The organism is Winogradskyella helgolandensis (assembly GCF_013404085.1).
In the GTDB taxonomy this organism is placed as follows: domain Bacteria; phylum Bacteroidota; class Bacteroidia; order Flavobacteriales; family Flavobacteriaceae; genus Winogradskyella; species Winogradskyella helgolandensis.
The window spans coordinates 150,750-169,978 of record NZ_JABFHO010000001.1 but is presented as its reverse complement, the minus strand read 5'-3'; the positions used below and the strand labels follow the sequence as shown (position 1 = coordinate 169,978).

Annotated in this window: 14 protein-coding genes; 11 read left to right on the top strand and 3 right to left on the bottom strand. The window is 33.7% G+C overall.

What is annotated here, in order from left to right:
• Positions 1 to 2 precede the first annotated feature (2 nt).
• Genes HM992_RS00615 through HM992_RS00585 form a run of 7 tightly spaced genes read left to right on the top strand, consistent with a single transcriptional unit; the run spans position 3 to position 11,535 of the window.
• Positions 3 to 2,225, top strand: coding sequence for a glycoside hydrolase family 3 N-terminal domain-containing protein (locus HM992_RS00615; protein ID WP_229720420.1), 2,223 nt, complete (start codon positions 3 to 5; stop codon positions 2,223 to 2,225).
• An 11-nt stretch (positions 2,226 to 2,236) separates the two neighbouring features.
• The gene (locus tag HM992_RS00610) at positions 2,237 to 4,849 is read left to right on the top strand and encodes a glycoside hydrolase family 2 TIM barrel-domain containing protein (RefSeq protein WP_179318124.1); all 2,613 of its coding nucleotides are present in this window, start codon (positions 2,237 to 2,239) and stop codon (positions 4,847 to 4,849) included.
• Positions 4,850 to 5,740 carry an alpha/beta hydrolase gene (locus tag HM992_RS00605; protein ID WP_179318123.1) on the top strand — a complete coding sequence of 297 codons (891 nt, stop codon included), beginning with the start codon at positions 4,850 to 4,852 and terminating at the stop codon, positions 5,738 to 5,740.
• Positions 5,737 to 7,428 carry a sulfatase family protein gene (locus HM992_RS00600; protein WP_179318122.1) on the top strand — a complete coding sequence of 564 codons (1,692 nt, stop codon included), beginning with the start codon at positions 5,737 to 5,739 and terminating at the stop codon, positions 7,426 to 7,428. Before HM992_RS00605 ends, HM992_RS00600 begins: the two co-directional genes overlap by 4 nt.
• A 3-nt stretch (positions 7,429 to 7,431) precedes the next feature.
• Entirely contained in the window at positions 7,432 to 9,279 is a 1,848-nt protein-coding gene (locus HM992_RS00595) for a family 43 glycosylhydrolase (RefSeq protein WP_179318121.1), read from the top strand.
• Positions 9,280 to 9,289: 10 nt separating this feature from the next.
• Positions 9,290 to 10,111, top strand: coding sequence for an endonuclease/exonuclease/phosphatase family protein (locus HM992_RS00590; protein ID WP_179318120.1), 822 nt, complete (start codon positions 9,290 to 9,292; stop codon positions 10,109 to 10,111).
• Positions 10,112 to 10,158: 47 nt separating this feature from the next.
• Complete coding sequence (locus HM992_RS00585) at positions 10,159 to 11,535, top strand: sugar porter family MFS transporter (protein ID WP_178983367.1); 1,377 nt, start codon at positions 10,159 to 10,161, stop codon at positions 11,533 to 11,535.
• Positions 11,536 to 11,636: 101 nt separating this feature from the next.
• Here the strand turns inward: HM992_RS00585 and HM992_RS00580 are convergent, their stop codons facing one another.
• From HM992_RS00580 to HM992_RS00570, 3 genes are all read right to left on the bottom strand, one after another.
• Positions 11,637 to 12,473, bottom strand: coding sequence for a universal stress protein (locus HM992_RS00580; RefSeq protein ID WP_179318119.1), 837 nt, complete (start codon positions 12,471 to 12,473; stop codon positions 11,637 to 11,639).
• A 65-nt stretch (positions 12,474 to 12,538) separates the two neighbouring features.
• Positions 12,539 to 13,369, bottom strand: a complete 831-nt coding sequence (locus HM992_RS00575; RefSeq protein ID WP_179318118.1) for a universal stress protein — start codon at positions 13,367 to 13,369, stop codon at positions 12,539 to 12,541.
• Positions 13,370 to 13,423: 54 nt separating this feature from the next.
• The gene (locus tag HM992_RS00570) at positions 13,424 to 14,272 is read right to left on the bottom strand and encodes a universal stress protein (RefSeq protein ID WP_179318117.1); all 849 of its coding nucleotides are present in this window, start codon (positions 14,270 to 14,272) and stop codon (positions 13,424 to 13,426) included.
• 417 nt (positions 14,273 to 14,689) lie between these two features.
• On the opposite strand from HM992_RS00570, the gene HM992_RS00565 reads away from it, so the two are divergent.
• The 4 genes from HM992_RS00565 (at position 14,690) to HM992_RS00550 (ending at position 19,223) form a co-directional block, all read left to right on the top strand.
• The gene (locus HM992_RS00565; RefSeq protein ID WP_179318116.1) at positions 14,690 to 15,709 is read left to right on the top strand and encodes a glycoside hydrolase family 5 protein; all 1,020 of its coding nucleotides are present in this window, start codon (positions 14,690 to 14,692) and stop codon (positions 15,707 to 15,709) included.
• 17 nt (positions 15,710 to 15,726) lie between these two features.
• Positions 15,727 to 16,608 carry an AraC family transcriptional regulator gene (locus tag HM992_RS00560; RefSeq protein WP_178983372.1) on the top strand — a complete coding sequence of 294 codons (882 nt, stop codon included), beginning with the start codon at positions 15,727 to 15,729 and terminating at the stop codon, positions 16,606 to 16,608.
• Positions 16,609 to 16,714: 106 nt separating this feature from the next.
• Complete coding sequence (locus tag HM992_RS00555; RefSeq protein ID WP_179318115.1) at positions 16,715 to 17,809, top strand: SGNH/GDSL hydrolase family protein; 1,095 nt, start codon at positions 16,715 to 16,717, stop codon at positions 17,807 to 17,809.
• Positions 17,810 to 17,849: 40 nt separating this feature from the next.
• A complete protein-coding gene (locus tag HM992_RS00550) occupies positions 17,850 to 19,223 on the top strand; it encodes a sialate O-acetylesterase (RefSeq protein WP_179318114.1) in 1,374 nt (457 codons plus the stop codon).
• Positions 19,224 to 19,229 lie beyond the last annotated feature (6 nt).

The window sequence follows — 19,229 nt, the reverse complement described above, 5'->3', positions numbered from 1 at the left end:
GCATGATGAAGTTAAGATTTCTATACATAATTCTATGTGGTACGCTTGGTAGTGGTTTTTCTCAAAACTATGAAGCTAAAGTAGATTCTATAATGAATCTAATGACACTTCAAGAAAAGATAGGACAAACCGTTATGTATAGTGGTCATTGGGATCAAACCGGACCAATTGTTGGTTCAGATAATGGAAAGTACATTCGAGAAGGGAATATGGGAGCGATGTTAAATGCCATGTCTGTAAAAGGCACGCGCGACTTACAAACAATTGCTGTCGAAGAATCTCGTTTAGGTATTCCATTATTATTTGGTTACGATGTCATTCATGGTCATCGTACTATTTTTCCTATAAACTTAGGCTTATCGGCAAGTTGGGACTTAAAAATGGTTGAAGAAAGTTCGCGTATTGCAGCCGAAGAAGCGTCTGCGGAAGGTATTCACTGGACATTTGCACCTATGATTGATGTCTCTAGAGAACCACGTTGGGGACGAATTTCTGAAGGAGCTGGTGAAGATGTCTACCTGAATAATGAAATGGGTAAAGCTTACATTCATGGATTTCAAGGAGACGATTTATCACAACCCAACACCATTTTAGCATGCGCTAAACATTATGTGGCTTATGGTGCTGCACAAGCCGGACGCGATTATCACACAACTAATATGGGAGAAGGTGAGTTGCGAAATGTGTATTTACCACCTTTTAAAGCTGCTGTAGATGCTGGAGTAGAAACGTTTATGTCGGCTTTTAACGAACTCAATGGAGTGCCAACATCTGGTAATAAATTCACGCTAAGAGATATTCTTAGAGACGAATGGAAATTTGATGGCTTCGTGGTTTCAGATTATACCTCTATCAATGAAATGATTCAGCATGGCTTTGCTAAAGATAGTATTGATGCGGCTAGAATTGGGATGAATGCTGGAGTCGACATGGATATGGTAGGCCATGTTTATCGTTTACATCTTAAAACATTAGTTGAAGAGGGTAAAGTTTCTGAAGCCTATATTAATGAGGCTTGTAAAAGAATTTTACTAGCAAAATATAAGTTAGGATTGTTTGATGACCCTTATCGTTATATTGATGAAACGCGTGAGGCAAATACAGCATTGAAACCAGAATTTTTAGCGAAAGCAAGAGAAATTGCTGCAGCTTCGTCGGTTCTGTTGCAAAATAGAAACAATGCTTTGCCACTTTCTAAAAACACCAAAAAAATTGCCTTTATTGGGCCTTTGGTAAAAGATGAAGCCGATATTATTGGCAACTGGGCTGCAAAAGGAGACCGTGGAGGAAAAGCTGTAAGTGTGTTTGAAGGTATTTCAGAATATATAAATTCTAACCAAATTTTATATGCTAAAGGATGCGACATTTTAAAAGATGACGAATCAGGTTTTGAGGAAGCGATTTCTATATCTCAACAAGCTGATGAGATTATTTTAGTCATGGGTGAGGATCATCACATGAGTGGAGAGGCAGCATCACGAACAGACCTAAAAATTCCAGGAATTCAGCCGAAGCTGATTCAAAAAATACGGGAAGCGAATCCTAATAAGAAAATTACTTTGGTTGTAATGAATGGTCGTCCATTGAATCTCTCTGAAGAGGTGAATTTAGTAGATGCCATTTTAGAAGTTTGGTTTCCGGGAACCATGGGAGGAGCTGCAACTGCAGATATATTATTCGGAACCGTAAATCCTTCAGGGAAACTAACGGTAACATTTCCTAGAAATGTAGGTCAGGTGCCGATTTATTACAATATGAAAAACACAGGACGTCCAATTCCTGAGAGTAACCCTAAAGAAGATTATAAAAGTAATTATATCGATGTGCCAAATACGCCTTTATTTGCCTTTGGTCATGGTTTAAGTTATACGGAATTTAAATATTCAGATTTAAAATTGTCTTCAGAAAGCCTGACGTTTTCAAATACCATTGAAGCACGTGTGACAATTACAAACACAGGAGATGCGGATGGTTATGAAATTGCACAACTTTATATTCATGATAAAGTAGGAAGTGTTACACGACCAGTTAAAGAACTGAAAGGTTTTCAAAAAATATTCCTTAAAAAAGGGGAATCGAAAACGGTAACCTTTACGATTTCAGCAGAAGACCTAAAATTTTATAATAGTGACATGATTTACGGTGTGGAGACTGGTGAATTTGAAATTGCCATCGCACCAAGTTCTGATTTTAAATTTAAACACACTTTTAACCTAAACGATTAATAGCAAGTAGTATGCCGCGCCGAATAACATATAAAATTTTAGTATTTTACATCGTATTGGGTGTGGCTTTTTTATGCGAAACTAATGGTCAGTCAACTACTATAAATTCTGGTTGGCAATTTTCAGATGATAAAACGACTTGGCAAACGGTAAACATTCCACATACTTGGAATCAAGATGATGCTTTTGATGATGAACCGGGTTACCGAAGAGGTTTGGGGTATTATCAAAAAAAGTTCTTTGTAAGTTCAGAAGAAAAAGAAGATATCCATTATTTAAAGTTTAATGCCGTAAACCAAGAAGCAACGGTCTTCGTTAATGGACAAGAAATAGGAAATCATAAAGGGGGTTACACAGCGTTCAATTTCAATATATCTGAATTCATAAATCATGATGCTTATAATGTAATTGAGGTTACGGTTGATAATTCTCATAATGTGGATATTCCACCTTTAGATGCTGACTTCACCTTTTACGGAGGCATTTATCGTGATGTGGAATTAATAACCTTACCAAAACAACATTTTAGTTTAGAGGATTTTGCTTCAGATGGATTTTATATCAACTATCCAAAAGTCTCAGCAGACGAAGCGCGTTTAGAAGTCACTGCGCTTCTAAACAATGTAGCTTCAAGTAAAGTACAAACAGAATTAAAATTTACGCTTTTAGATGCTGAAGGTCATATTGTAAATTCACATATAGAAAAGATTAAACTTCAAGCTGAAAGGTCTGAAGAATTCAAAATACAACTACCTGAAGTTAAAAGTCCAAAATTATGGTCGCCTGAAAATCCTTATTTATATCAACTTAAACTAGTTCTTCACGATAAGGATGGAAAAATTTTAGATTCAAAATCGACGAATATCGGATTCCGTTGGGTGTCTGTCGATCCTGATAAAGGCTTTTATTTAAACGGAAAACCAATTAAACTAATTGGAGTTAACCGTCATCAAGATTATGAAGGTTATGGAAACGCAGTACCAATGGCACTTCAAAAAAAGGATATTGAATTGATAAAAGACATGGGTTCAAACGTTATTCGTTTTGCACATTATCCGCATGCTCGCGAGTTATATGATTTATGTGATCAACTCGGTATTTTGGTTTGGACGGAAATTCCGGTGATAAATATAGTTACTGATTCTGAAGCGTACTTCGAGACGAGTACAAACATGCAAAAAGAACATATTAAACAATATTATAATTTTCCTTCTGTTGTGATGTTTGGTTATATGAATGAGATTTTTATTCGATTAGTTTTTAATAATAAACTAACAGATCAAGAACGTCAAGATTTAAAAAAAGTATCTGTAAAACTAGCGACACAACTCGAAGATGTTACTAGAGAATTAGCACCAAACCATATTACGGTTATGGCAGGTCATCTTAATGATGTATATAACGAAACTGGGATTGCAGATTTACCAATGATTTTTGGATGGAACTTATACTTTGGTTGGTATGATAAGGATATTCCAGATTTGGGAATTTTTCTAGATGAGCAACACAAGCGCTATCCAAAGCGTTCTATGCTATTGTCTGAGTACGGCCCTGGAGCGGATGTTAGGATCTTTACAAAAACACCGAAGAAGTTCGATTTTTCAACGGATTACCAAGCTAAATTACATCAGTCGTATTATAAGCAAATTACCGAACGTCATTACATGACGGGAATGACGGCGTGGAATTATGCGGATTTCGGTTCGGAGTTTAGAGGAGATGCCATTCCTCATGTCAATCAAAAAGGTTTGGTGCAATACAACAGAACACCAAAGGATATTTATTATTGGTACAAATCAGTTTTAAACGATGAAGAACCATTTGTTCATGTTGCAACGGATTTTTTAAAGGGTTTAACGCTGTTTGAAAATGAATCGTATGCAATTCAAATAGTTTCAAATCAGGAAAAAGGAATTGTTTATTTAAATGGCAAAAAGCAAGACGATGTACAGTTTGAGAATGGGGTAGCTACTATCGAAATGCCTTTTAAAAATGGCATAAACCATATTAAACTCGTTTCAGAAACGATTTCAGAAGAGAAAACAGTTAAGGTTTTAAAACTAGATGCTTTAGATTTTAAAAATTTTAAGCGTTTCGGAATTAATATAGGTGCTCATTTTTATTTTAATGATGAAGAAAGGGATATCACTTTTGTACCAGATCAAGCGTATAAAAATGGCTGGTATGGTTATTTAGATGGCACGCCTTATGGAATGACCAAAGATAAAAATCAAGGTTTGCCTCATGATATTAAAAATTCGACTTCAGAACCCTTGTTTCAAACGTTATTAGAAGGTTGTTCGACTTATAAAGTGGATATTCCAGATGGAATTTATAAGGTGGATTTATTTTTTGTTGAACCACAAATCAAATCAATTGAAAACATTTATAATCTATCAAAGGTTAAAGAAGATTCAAACCAAAAAAAACGTGTTTTTGATGTTTTTATGAATGCAACTTTGATAGAGAAACAATTCAATATAGCCATTGCTTATCCACAAAAATATGGGGTAACTTTAACGTCGGAGGTTCAAATAAAAAATAATGAAGGTTTAACTATTTCGCTACAACCTATTGAAGGACAACCTGTAATTAGCGGAATTTTAATTGAAAAAATTAATTAAATGAAAAATATAGCAATTTTACTAGTTTTATTGATTACGTCTGGGCTTTCTGCTCAAAATATGGAAACCTATATCTATTCCATTAAAGGACAAGATACCTTGCGACTAGATGTGTTTACTCCAAAAAATATTAAGAAGTCTGATTCACTTCCCGTATTACTTTGGATGCATGGTGGTGGATTTTCGGGTAGTCATCGTGCCTATCCAGATGATCAGAATTTGGTAAAGTATGCAGCTAAAGAACAAAACTACATAGGTGTTTCCATTAGCTACCGTTTGTTACGAAAAAATACGGCTACAGGTTTTGGGTGTGATTGCACTAAAGACGATAAAATGGAAACCTTTAAACAAGCGGCAATCGATTATTTAGATGCAGCAAAATTTTTGGTAGAAAATGCCGAATCCTTGCATATTGATGCTTCTAAAATTATAGCTGGTGGTAGTAGCGCTGGAGCAGAGGGCATACTAAATGCAGTTTTTATGAAGGATTATTTTGTGGCTAATAAAGAGGCTTATAATAATGTGAAATTTGCAGGCCTATTTTCTTGTGCGGGTGCTGTGGTTGATGCAAGATATATTACTGAAGAAAATGCAATTCCAGCCGTTTTATATCATGGAACAGAAGATCAATTAGTGCCTTTTGCTAGTGCGTCACATCATTTTTGTGATCCAAAAAAAGACGGTTATATTATGCTGGACGGTTCTAAAATTATAAGCGAAAAGCTTCAGGAATTTGAGGCATCCTACTATTTCAATATTGTAAAAGGTGGTGGTCATGAAGTTGCTCGAATTCCTATTGAGGAAATGGACAAAATCTTTAACTTTTTTGAACGAACTGTGATCAATGATGAGGTGATTCAAACTAAAATTATAAAAACTACAGAAAAATGAGATATGTAGCTATGTTAGTATTGAGTCTTTTAATGTTGCAATCTTGTAAAGAAGACTCTAAAAAACTTGAGGATTTAAAGCCTGTAGAGCGACCAAATATCGTTTATATTATGGCAGATGACCATGCAGAACAGGCTATTAGCGCTTATGGTCATCCTATTAGTAAATTAGCACCAACACCAAATATTGATCGTATTGCCACAGAAGGTGCGCTGTTTAAAAATAACTTTTGTACCAATTCTATTTGCGGACCGAGTCGCGCTGTGGTTCTAACGGGTAAATTCAGTCATGTTAATGGGTTTAGAATGAATGGTAATAAGTTTGATGGCAGTCAGCAAACCTTTCCTAAACTATTGCAAAAAGCAGGTTATAATACAGCTGTTATTGGAAAATGGCATTTAGAAGGATTGCCAGAAGGGTTTGATTATTGGAATATTTTAACCGATCAAGGCAATTATTACAATCCTGATTTTATTGCTCTAAATGAAACTTCTAAAGTTGCAGATACAACAAGAGTACAAGGTTATGCCACGGATATTATTACACAAGATGGTATTGCGTATCTTAATTCGGTTAAGGATAGTGACCAACCGTTTATGTTAATGTTGCAGCATAAAGCACCACATAGAAATTGGATGCCAGCATTACGACACGCCAATAAATATGATGATGTGGAATTTCCTCTACCAGATACTTATTTTTCTAATCATGAAGGATCTTTAGCATCCCAAAAACAGCTTCAAACTATTTATAAAGATATGTATGAAGGTCACGATTTAAAACTGACGACATCTAAAGGTAGTTCAGAGTTAGCTTGGAACCCTTGGAAGTCGGATTTTGAACGTATGACTGCAGAACAGCGTAAAGCTTGGGATAGTGCCTATCAAGACAAAAATGATGCCTTCCATGATGCTAATTTATCGGGAAAAGATTTAGCAAAGTATAAAGGGCAGCGTTATTTGCAAGACTATCTAGCCACAATAGCCTCAATGGATGAAGGCATTGGTGAGGTTTTAGATTTTTTGGAAGCCAATGGATTAGCAGAAAACACCATTGTGGTGTATACCACGGATCAAGGTTTTTATTTGGGTGAAAAAGGTTGGTTTGATAAACGTTATATGTATGAAGAGTCGCTGGCGATGCCATTAGTTATCAAATATCCTGGCGTTATAAAACCAGGGACCGTTATTGAAGACTTAACTCAGAATCTCGATTTTGCAGAAACCTTTTTAGATTATGCGAATGCTGAAATTCCGGAAGATATGCAAGGCAAATCACTTCGTCCATTATTAGAAAAGACATTTAATGGTGATGATTTTAGAGATGCAGTTTATTATCATTATTACGATTATCCAGCGTTTCATATGGTGAAAAAACATTACGGAATTCGAACTAAACGCTATAAGTTAATCCATTTTTATGATGATATTGATACTTGGGAATTATACGATTTAGAGGAAGACCCTAAGGAAATTCATAATCAAATTGATAATCCAGATTATGATACCATTGAAGCAGAATTAAGATCACGACTTAAAGAACTTCAAGAAGAATACAAGGTTAAAGAAAATGAATTTAAGCAAGCACCAAAAGAAAGCGTAGAACATTCTTTCAAGCAGTTTGAAAGATTACGAGGTCAAACGGGAACATCGTACAATCCACAAACAGATAAAGACACTAAACTATAAATCATGAAAAAATTACTTTATCTCTTCACTATAGCATTTCTTTTTACTTGTAATACAGAGAAGAATCAGAATTCAGAAGAATCTTCAAATGCAAAGAACAAAGCAGAGATTAAAAAAGGCTATGATACCTATATTAATCCATTAGATATAGATTATACTTATATGGTTTACAATTCAAGCCAAAATAAGTCGTACCGTTCTGGTGCAGACCCTGCGGTTATTGAATTTAAAGGAGAATACTACATGTTTGTAACGCGTTCGTTTGGGTATTGGCATTCTACCGATTTAGTAGATTGGAATTTTATTAAGCCACAACAATGGTTTTTTGAAGGCAGTAATGCACCTACAGCTTTCAATTATAAGGATTCATTGGTTTACTTTGCTGGAGATCCTGCAGGTTACGGAAGTATTCTTTATACTGATGATCCTAAGAGCGGGAAATGGACACCAAGCGCATCCATATCTACCAACATTCAAGATTCAGAATTATTCATTGATGATGACGGCGAAACATATTTATATTGGGGTTCTTCTAATGTGTATCCGCTTCATGTAAAAATGCTAAATAAAGACGATCGTTTTCTAGAAACAGGTGTTAAAAAAGAACTGATTAATCTTGTTGAAGAAGAACACGGTTGGGAACGTTTTGGTGAAAATAACTTTCATCCCACTTTAAAGGAAGGCTATATGGAAGGGGCTTCTATGACCAAGCACAACGGAAAATATTATTTACAATATGCAGCGCCAGGCACACAATTTAATGTGTACGCAGATGGTGTTTATATTGGTGATTCACCACTTGGTCCTTTTGAGTATATGAAAAATAATCCGATGAGTTTTAAACCTGGTGGATTTACGAATGGAGCTGGTCATGGAATAACCGTGAAACAAACCAATGGGCAATATTGGCATGTAGCAACTATGGCGTTGGCGTCTAATGCGCAGTGGGAACGTCGTTTGTGTATGTTTCCAACTTATTTTGATGAGGAAGGTTTGATGTATACGAATACTGCCTATGGCGATTATCCGCGTTTTGGATCTAGTCACCCGACAAAAGCAGGACATCACAATGGTTGGATGTTGCTTTCTTATGAGGGTAATGTTAAAGTGTCGTCTTCGTTAATGCAGATTATGAAATTTACAACAGGTGATGATGCTGTTGAGGTTAAAGAGTTACCTGTGGAAATAGATTCAGATGGTCAAATTACATCAAAGGTGTTAACGGATGAAAATCCTAAAACATTTTGGGTTGCCGAAGCCAATGATAATAAGCAATGGATAACGATTGAAATGCAAAACGCTGGACATATTCAGGCGTTCCAACTTAATTTTCATGACCATGAATCTGCCATTTATACACGCGTTGAAGGTTTGAAACATCAATTTACAATTGAAGTATCAGACGATGGTGAAAACTGGCAAACTGTAGTCGATAGGAGTGAAAGTGAAACCGATACACCAAACGCTTACATTGTATTAGATGAAGCCGTAAAAGCCAAGTATGTACGTTATAACAATATAAAAGTACCAGGAGCCAACTTTGCAATGTCCGAGTTTAGAGTGTTTGGTTTAGGATTAGGTGAAAAGCCAGATAATGTTTCTGGATTTAAAGTGAATCGAGAAGAAGATCGCAGAGATGCCTCATTTTCTTGGGATGTTGTTGAAGGAGCTCAAGGTTATAACATACGTTGGGGAATTGCACAAGATAAGCTCTACCACTCTTGGCAAGTCTACGATACAACCGAGCATTTGATGCGTTGTTTAGATCGTGATACTCCTTATTATTTTACTATTGAAGCGTATAATGAAAACGGAATTTCTGAACCGAGTGACATTATTTATGTCGAATAAATTTTTAAATATGAAGTATTTATTTCTATTGTGTTTTGCTTTTTCGAGTCGTGCATTTGCTCAAGATTTTTCTATTATGAGCTATAACATTAAGCTAGATTATCCTAAGGAAGGAGAAAACAGCTGGACGAACAGAAAACCATTTTTCATTAACCAACTTAAGTTTTATGAACCCGATGTTTTAGGAGTTCAAGAAGCAATGCCAAATCAAATGAAAGACATGGATAGTCTTTTAGTAGATTATAGTTATGTTGGAGTTGGTCGTGATGACGGAAAAGATGCTGGTGAATATTCAGCACTATTTTACAAAACAGATAAATTCAATATTATAAAGTCGGGTACGTTTTGGCTATCTGATACACCTCAGGAGGTGTCCATGGGTTGGGATGCGGTTTGTAATAGAGTTTGTACTTATGCGTTATTTGAAGATAAAATTTCTGGTAAAACATTTTGGGTGTTTAATACCCATTTTGATCATATAGGAAAAGAAGCAAGAAAGAATAGTGCAGTAGTCATTATTGAAAAAATAAAAGAACTCAATACCAAGAATTATCCAGTTGTGTTAACTGGTGATTTTAATATGGAGCCCAATCACGACAGTATAAAATTTATAAAAACGACGTTGAAAGATTCCAAAAAGATTGCAAAACTCACTTTTGGGCCAGAAGGTACATTTAATGGTTTTCATTTTGATAAGCCTGTAACTAGGCGAATAGATTTTATTTTTGTTAGTGAAAATGTAGACGTTAGTAAATATGCTGTGTTAAGTGATAATTGGAATTTACATTATCCCTCTGACCATTTACCAATTTTAGTTACATTGCGATTGTAAACGATTAAATAAACTAAGACTCTAACAATAATTAAATAAATTAACAAATGAAAAAAAGTGCTTTCTTATTATTAATTGCAGCAGTTTCCGCTTTGGGAGGCCTGCTTTTTGGATATGATACAGGCGTTATCAATGGTGCGCAATTTTACCTTACAGAATATTTTGACTTAAGTGATGCCTTAAAAGGATGGGTTGTTGGTAGTGCGCTTTTAGGCTGTTTTGTTGGTGCAATAGTTGCTGGTCCACTGAGTATTAAGATTGGAAGAAAATGGTCGTTGATTATTTCGGCAATTTTCTTTACGGTTTCTGCTTACGGATCGGGTTTACCAGAATTGTTTCCACAAACGGTTAGTATGTTGGTTGTTTTTAGGATTATCGGTGGTTTAGGTATTGGTGTAGCATCAATGAATGCGCCCATGTATATTGCTGAAATCGCACCTTCAAATATTAGAGGTCGTATGGTAACTTATTATCAATTGGCTATTGTAATTGGTTTTTTTGTGGTGTTCCTAGCAACTTATTTTATTGGTAATGATTTAAGTATTGAAGAGAATATTGAATTTGGTTGGAGACGAATGTTTTGGTCAGAATTAATTCCTAGTCTACTATTTTTAATATTGTTGTTCATCGTTCCTAAAAGTCCTAGGTGGTTGGCTTTAAAAGGGAATGATGCTGATGCTTTAACTGTTTTGCAGAAAATTAATGGTGATGAAGCTGCTGAAAAGGAGATGTTAAATATTAAGGAGTCATTAAATGAAACTAATGACGGAGTTAAAGTGAGTTACTTTTCTAAAGCTATTTTAGCGATTATTGCGATTGGAACTGTTCTTTCTGTATTACAACAATTTACGGGAATAAATGCGGTATTATACTATGGCGCAGATATTTTTGAAAAAGCCCTTGGTTTTGGAAAAGAAGATGTTCTTGCACAACAAATACTATTAGCCTTTGTGAATTTGGTATTCACATTTGTAGCGATGTTTACGGTAGATAAATTTGGCAGAAAACCTTTGCTATATATTGGCTCTGTTGGTATGATTATAGGCTTCTTACTTTTAGGAGTTACACTGCAACAAGATAGTGTAGGAGTATTATCTTTAATCGGAGTATTGATTTTTATTGCTTCCTTTGCTTTATCAATGGGACCAGTAGTGTGGGTTTTATTATCCGAAATGTTTCCAAACAAAATACGAAGCGTTGCTATGTCTGTAGCTGTAGCAGCTCAATGGGCTGCGAATTACGTAGTGTCACAATCATTCCCTATTGTAATGGGAAGTGAAACAAATAATAGTGCACCTTGGAATGGATCATTGCCTTATTATATATTTATAGCTTTTATTTTAATCATTGTATATATAACCTATAAGTTTATCCCAGAAACTAAAGGTAAAACCCTTGAAGAGATTGAAGGATTTTGGAAGTAATCTCTCAATGTAAATTTATAAATCAAAAACCCGATTCATATGAATCGGGTTTTTTTTGGGATATAGCAGAATAAAAATCCTACTATTATAAAGAATAAAGTTTATTTAAATTCAGGAATTACCAAAAACGGAATTATAGTATGAAATCCTATTTTCTGAATTACAGGTTCTTTCAAGAAATTTTCAATAAAACTGTGTTCATAATTTATCATGGCTAAGATATTGATATCGTGCTCAGTAATAAACTCAGTGATGGTTTGTTCTTTTGTTCCAAAATTGGGCTTCCAATCAACACAACTAGGACAATCTTCAAGATAGGCCTTTAGCATTGCTAAATTATAATTTTGCTTTTCGGTTAAGTTGTCTTTTACATTAATATGAAGCACCCTTATTTTAGAATTATATAATTGCGTTAACTGCAATAATAGGTCTAATTCATCACCATAGAATCTATTAAAATCAGTAGGAAATGCAATTTGTTCTGGCTTTACAAAGTCATAACCATCTGGTATAATCAAAACAGGGCAGAGTCTTATTTTATTAATGATATTTACAGTGTTACTACCAAAAATAAATTCTTTGGCGCCAGTAGCACCTTTGGTCCCCATAACAACTAAGCTTATTTTGAATTCTTTAATGGTGTTTTCAATTGTGTTTAATAACGGTTCTGTACTATAAACAGTTTCAAATTTGTGTTCTGGATTTGTACTTTCTGTCTCTATTTTGTTTTTTAAGTCAATAAGATGCTGCTTGGCTTCTTCTTTTTTTAGATCTATAAAATTTGAAGTTATATATGTTCTAGAGGTTTTGTTTGTAAAAGACCACGCATGTAAAAAGTAAAATGTACAAGGCTCATTAGCATACAATTTTAATGTATATTGTATGGCAGTCATTGCGTTATCTGAGAAATCTGTTGGAAGTAATATGTGCTGTCTCATAATGTATGTGTTATGCTGTATGTGGCAAAATTAATTTAAGGCGTCTTTAATTGAAATGATTTATATCATTTTTGTGGTATAACTAAAAAAGGAATGTTAGGGTGAAACCCTAAGGTCTTTATTACAGGTTCTTTAATTATACTTTCAATAAAACTATGTTGGTAATTAACCATCACTAAAATATTAATATGGTTTTCTTCAGTAAAGTCTTGAATTGCTTTTGCTTTTCTATTATATTTTGGCATCCAATGATAACTAGGATTGTGATTTTCTAAAGCTAATTCTAGTGTGTCTAAATTTTCTTTTTGAGTTTCTGACAGGTTATCTTCAGTATTAATATGGACAACTCTAATATTAGAATTATTGAGTTCTGCTAATTGTTTTAAAGGTTGTAGTTCATCTCCATAAACACGATTAAAATCTGTTGGAAACGCTATTCGTTCTGGTTTTACAAAGTCATAATCATTCGGAACCACCAAAACCGGGCATTTTTTTACATGTGTAATCACGTTTACCGTATTATTTCCAAAAATGATATCATTCGCTTTAGTTTCCCCTCTTGATCCAATAACAATAAGGTCTATTTTAATTTTTTCAGTGATGGCTTCAATTGAATCTTGTAAATCATTAGTGCTCAATATAACTTCAAATGTATGATTCTCATTTGCATAATTTTCCTGAACTTTTGCTTTTAAATTGGCTAAATCCCGTCTTGCATTTTCAGCCAAAACCTCAATTAGCTTATTAGATATACTAGACATTCGTGAAATTTTCATTCGAGAAGAATGTAATAAATGAAATGTACATTGTTCTTTTTCGTATAATTTAATAGCATATATGGCAGCACTTAAGGCATTATCTGAAAAGTCGGTAGGTAAAAGAATATTTTTTGACATAATTACTTTTTTGTATTATGATTGATTACTGTGTTTTTTTGTGTGGAGTTATAATTATTTCCTAGTCGCATTCTGAAATGCTAAAAGTGGAATGTCTAAACCAAGACTCACTTTGTCTATCGTAGAAGGAAAAAGCATGTCTTCTAAAAATGAATGTTGCGTATTGATCATAGTTATCATTTCTATATTGTTTTCTTTGATATGGTTAGTGATGGCATCCGCAACTTTTTTACTGTTTATGATACTAAAATTCACATTGTTAGGTGATAAGGTTTCTCTTATAAAGGCTTGGTTATCTTCTTGTCTAATCGATAATTTTGGGCTTGTGCTAATATAAACAACATCAATATCACTTCGGTACGATTTAGCCAAAATAGACAGAAGTTTTAACTCGCGTCGTTTATAAGGAATGAGATAATTTGTTGGAAACAAAATATTCTTTGGTTGCGTATCGGAGTAGTTTTCTGGAATTGCTAAAACAGGGCATTCAACATATTTTAAAACTTGAAATGTCTGACTTCCAAATACAATATTACGAGCGTTAGATTTTCCTTTAGTACCCATAACAATTAAATCTATGTTATGCTCATCTGCTATAGCGTTGGCCTCTTCAACAAGGGTGCTATATGCAGAAACACTTTGATAAGTATATCTAGGGTTTGGCGCAATTTTTTGTAGCTCAGCTAATAGTTTGTCTAGATTATTTTGAGACTCCGTTTTTACTTTGTCTAAAACGGTCTCAAAAACGTCACGAGACACTAATTCGTCGTGGTCATAAAACTCATTTCTGTAGGCATGCATCACAATGAATTTTACCTTCTGATATTTGAAAAATTCTAAAGCATATTTTATGGCGTTTAAAGAATTTTTAGAGAAGTCGGTAGGTAAGAGTATGGATAACATAGCTTTAGCTTTTGTTTTGTGTTATAAAATTAGAGATTAATTATATTTTAAACTATGACAAAAATCAGTAGAAAGTTAATTGTAATACTTTACTGTTCTGTAAAATCAAGGAATATGCTACTGAAATGTATGGGTTTCAGAATGTTGATTGAAGGTGTATTACTTCATGTTAAAGCACTTAACGTATGAAAAATTACAAGTATAAGACACAGAAGATTATTAATTGTGGGTTTTATATCTATGTCAAATTGTAGAAATTATTCCAAATAAATTATAAAATGGGTTAAAAAAGTATAGATAATTCTATAAGCTATACTAAATTACCAATTTAGTGAACTATTTTACCAATAATAAGTTTTGATTTCTTAATTTACTAATTATCTAATAAATTTAAAGAAGCTATAAATTACTATAACAATGCGTTTTTTAAAAATACAATTTCTTATTACCATATTTCTATTAATCTCAGCGTTGTCACATGCGTTTCAGGTAGATAGTTTAGAACGACTTTTAGTTAATGGCAATAGTTTTGTAAATGATGATGGTGTAACGTTTGTCTTCAGAGGATTAAATGCAAGTGATCCAAATAAATTAGAACCCCAAGGGCATTGGAACAAAGCCTATTTTGAAGAAATAAAAAATTGGGGAGCTAACATTGTAAGGCTACCTGTGCACCCAACAGATTGGTCTGAAAGAGGAAAGGAATCGTACTTGAAACTTTTAGATGATGGTATACAATGGGCAACAGAATTGGGTTTATATGTTATCATCGATTGGCACAGTATCGGCAATTTGAAAACCGAAATGTATCAATCGGATAGGTATGATACCACTCTAAAACAAACCTATGATTTTTGGAGAACGATAGCTTCTAAATATGGAGAGCATACAACAGTAGCTTTTTATGAAATATTTAATGAGCCAACCACCTTCAACGGCACTTTAGGGTCCGTTACTTGGAAGGAATGGAAAACGATAAACAAAGAAATTATTGGAATTATTAGAGCTAATGGAGGTGAAGGTATTCCATTAGTTGCAGGGTTTAATTGGGCTTATGATTTAACTCCTGTTTTAGAAGATCCTTTAGATGTTGAAGGCATTGGGTATGTAAGCCATCCGTATCCTCAAAAAAGAGAGAAACCTTGGGAAGCACAATGGACAAAAGATTGGGGTTTTGTTAAAGAAAAATATCCTTTAATTCTTACGGAGATTGGTTTTTGCGGACCAGAAGATCCTGGTGCACATTCACCTGTAATTAGTGATGAATCTTATGGTGATGCTATTACAGAATACTGTGATAAAAAAGATATCTCTTATGTTATATGGGTGTTTGATGCCGAATGGGCTCCACGGTTATTTGAAGATTGGGATACTTATATGCCGTCAAGGCATGGTAAGTATTTCAAAAAGAAATTACAGAGTTATACGTATGATTAATTAAAACCAGATGTAAAATGTGCGAAAATATTAATAGAGAAATTACACAATTAAAATCAGACGATGTTTTTTTAATCATAGACCGAGTGAAACAGAAGTTTGATTTTCCTATCCACTTTCATCCAGAATATGAACTAAATTTTATTTTGAATGGAAAAGGGATACGACGTATAGTAGGTACATCGATGGAAGAAATTGAGGATATAGAATTAGTTTTAATGGGTCCTAATCTAGAACATGGTTGGGAGACCTATAATTGTAAAAGCAAAAATATTTATGAAATTACCATCCAGTTTCATGAAGATTTGTTCAATAGTAAATTACTATCATTAAAAAATTTCAAACCGATACAAGACTTATTTTCAAAGTCTAAGCATGGCGTTCTTTTCGATGGAAATACAGCGATGAAATTAATGCCAAGAATAAAAGAACTGTCTGCTACTGATGGAGTAACGGATTTTATTAAACTTTTAAAATTACTCGAAGAACTTGCAGATTCAAAAAGTCAAAGGTTATTATCATCCAATGTCGTAAGAGATAGTGAGTACGATAATAGTGATAGAATAAAAAAGGTTCAGGAATTTATAAAGCAAAACTATTCACGTAAAATCTCTCTGAAGGAAATCTCAACTTTAGTGAATATGAGTCAGAGTTCTTTCAATAGATTTATTAAAAAACGCACGGGAAAAACGTTTATAGAATATATGAACGATAAAAGAATTGGTCATGCTATAAAGCTACTCATTGAAACAGACATGTCTGTCGGTGAAATTGCTTATACCTGCGGATTTAATAGTATTGCCAATTTTAATAGATTTTTTAAAAAATCAAAAAATGTAACTCCGAGTAAGTTTAAATCCGAATATAAATCAGTTCAGCGGTTTAGCAAAATTTCCTAAAGTATTTACTGCTTTGTTATAGTAAATAGTATTACAATTTGAAAATTTATGCTTAGTATAAAAAAGATGATTACGCTATTTTTACAGTGTATACAATCTTATGTAAATGTTCAAAATTGGATTATCATTTATTATTTTAATTATGTTATTTTCTTGTGAAGAAGCAAAATTAGAGATGCTGAAATTTCAGACTTCAAACGACTTATTTAAGTATTCGGGAAGACATGAAATTGTAGCAGATGATGCCATAGGATTAATTGGGTCTGCAGCTTCCGTCGAATTTAATGTCAAAGGTGACTCTATAAATTTATACCTTCAAACAGAATCTACAAATCGTAATTATTACGTGATTACAGTAAACGATGTTTATAATAATCGTTATACAATTGAAGGAGATTCCATTCAACAAATAGCTTTAAAATTACCCAATCCGGAACAAAATAAAATAGGGATTTATAAAGCAACCGAAGCTTATATGGATAAGATTATATTTCATGGCATAGATGCTGAAGCTTTATTGCCAGTTGAAGAAAAATCATTTAAAATTGAGTTTATCGGAGATTCTATAACTTGTGGAGCATTGTGTGATGATTCGGGTATTCCTTGTAACGAAGGCGACTATCAAGATCAACATAACGCCTATTTAGCTTATGGTCCACAATTAGCTTTGCAATTAAATGCAAGGTTTTTAGTTAGTTCTGTTTCTGGAATAGGAATGTATCGCAATTGGAATGATGAAAACAGCGAAGAAGCCATAATGCCTGATGTTTATGGTAATTTGTATTTAAACAAAGATAATTCAAAGCCCTTTAATTTAAATTTTAAACCAGATGTTGTCAGTATTTGTTTAGGTACAAATGACCTGTCTGATGGAGATGGTGTTAAAGAACGTTTGCCTTTTAATGCTGAAACATACATTAATAATTATATAAAATTTGTTGAAACTATTTACAAACGTTATCCCGAAACTAAAGTTGCTTTATTAAGTAGTCCAATGTTCATCGGAGAGAAACAGCGCCTATTAGTGGCTTGTTTAAAACAAGTTCAAACACATTTTAAAACTCAAAGTGATAAAGATATAGCACTATTTCAGTTTGAGCATATATATTCAAACGGTTGTAATGCGCATCCAAGTGCAGAAGAGCAAAAGACCATGGCCAATGCGTTAGAGCCATTTTTTAAATCATTATTAACGATATAAAGCGTTTAAACGTATTACAAAAAAGCAATCCTAAAGCATAATGAAAAAAGCAATCTTATATATGCTGTTATTCGTGTCTAATGTTATGTTAGCCGATGTAATGCTTCCTGCTATATTCTCAGATCATATGGTCTTACAGCAAAATGAGGATGTTAAGTTTTGGGGTTGGGCGAGCCCTAATGAAGTTGTGAAAATAAGTCCTTCTTGGACAAATGAAGTATATGAAGTTACAACTTCAAGTCATGTAAAATGGGAACTGAATGTTAAAACACCAAAAGCAGGTTCTGGCTATACTATCACGATTTCTGGTAATAATAAAATTATAATAAATGATGTTTTAATAGGCGAAGTTTGGTTGTGCTCTGGGCAATCAAATATGGAAATGACTGCATCTTGGGGAATTGAGAATGGTGATGAGGAAGTAGCGAAAGCTAATCATAACACCATTCGATTTTTTAGGGTAGAGAAATCTACCTCAGATTCTCCACAAGATCATATTATAGGAAAATGGGAAATTTGTACTTCAGAAACAATGAAAAACAATAGTGCTGTAGCCTATTTTTTTGCAACACAACTACAAGAACATATTAAAAGTACACCTGTTGGCTTAATCATTTCGTCTTGGGGTGGCACACCTGCAGAAGTATGGATGCCAAAAACTAGTTTTGAAAACGATAAGATTATATCCGAAGCGGCAAGTAAACTTCAACCGCAAGATTGGGGACCTACAAAACCTGCAAAAGCATTTAATGCTATGATAGCGCCTCTTGTTGGATATAATTTAGCTGGTGCGCTTTGGTATCAAGGAGAGTCAAACGTAGGATCTTTAGTTTATGATAAAACATTGACTGCTTTAATTACCTCTTGGAGAGATTTATGGCAAGATAACTTTCCATTCTATGTAGTTCAAATAGCACCTTATGATGATGGCCACAAACATTTTGGTGGTGTTATAATTAGAGATGCGCAACGTAAGGTAGCCAATAGATTAGAGCATACAGAAATGGTTGTTATTTCTGATATTTCACCAATAGATGATATTCATCCAAAAAATAAAAAATCTGTAGGACAAAGATTGGCAAATATAGCAATGAAAAAGCATTATAAAGTAATCAGTAATCTTGTGGAATTTCCAGAACTAGAACAAGTCACGTTTAATAAGGAAGTTGCTGTCGTTTATTTTAAAAACGCAGATGGCCTTACTATAAAAGATAAAACGTCTTTATTTGAAATAGCAGGAGAAGATAACGTGTTTTATTTAGCTAATACACGATTAAAAGATAAGACAATAATAGTATATTCTACCAACGTGAAGCAACCTCGAAAAGTAAGATTTGCATGGGGAAATGCATTACAGTCTAATGTGTTTAATAGTGCCGGATTACCAGCATCTAGTTTTACTACTGAAAAATAAATTTAA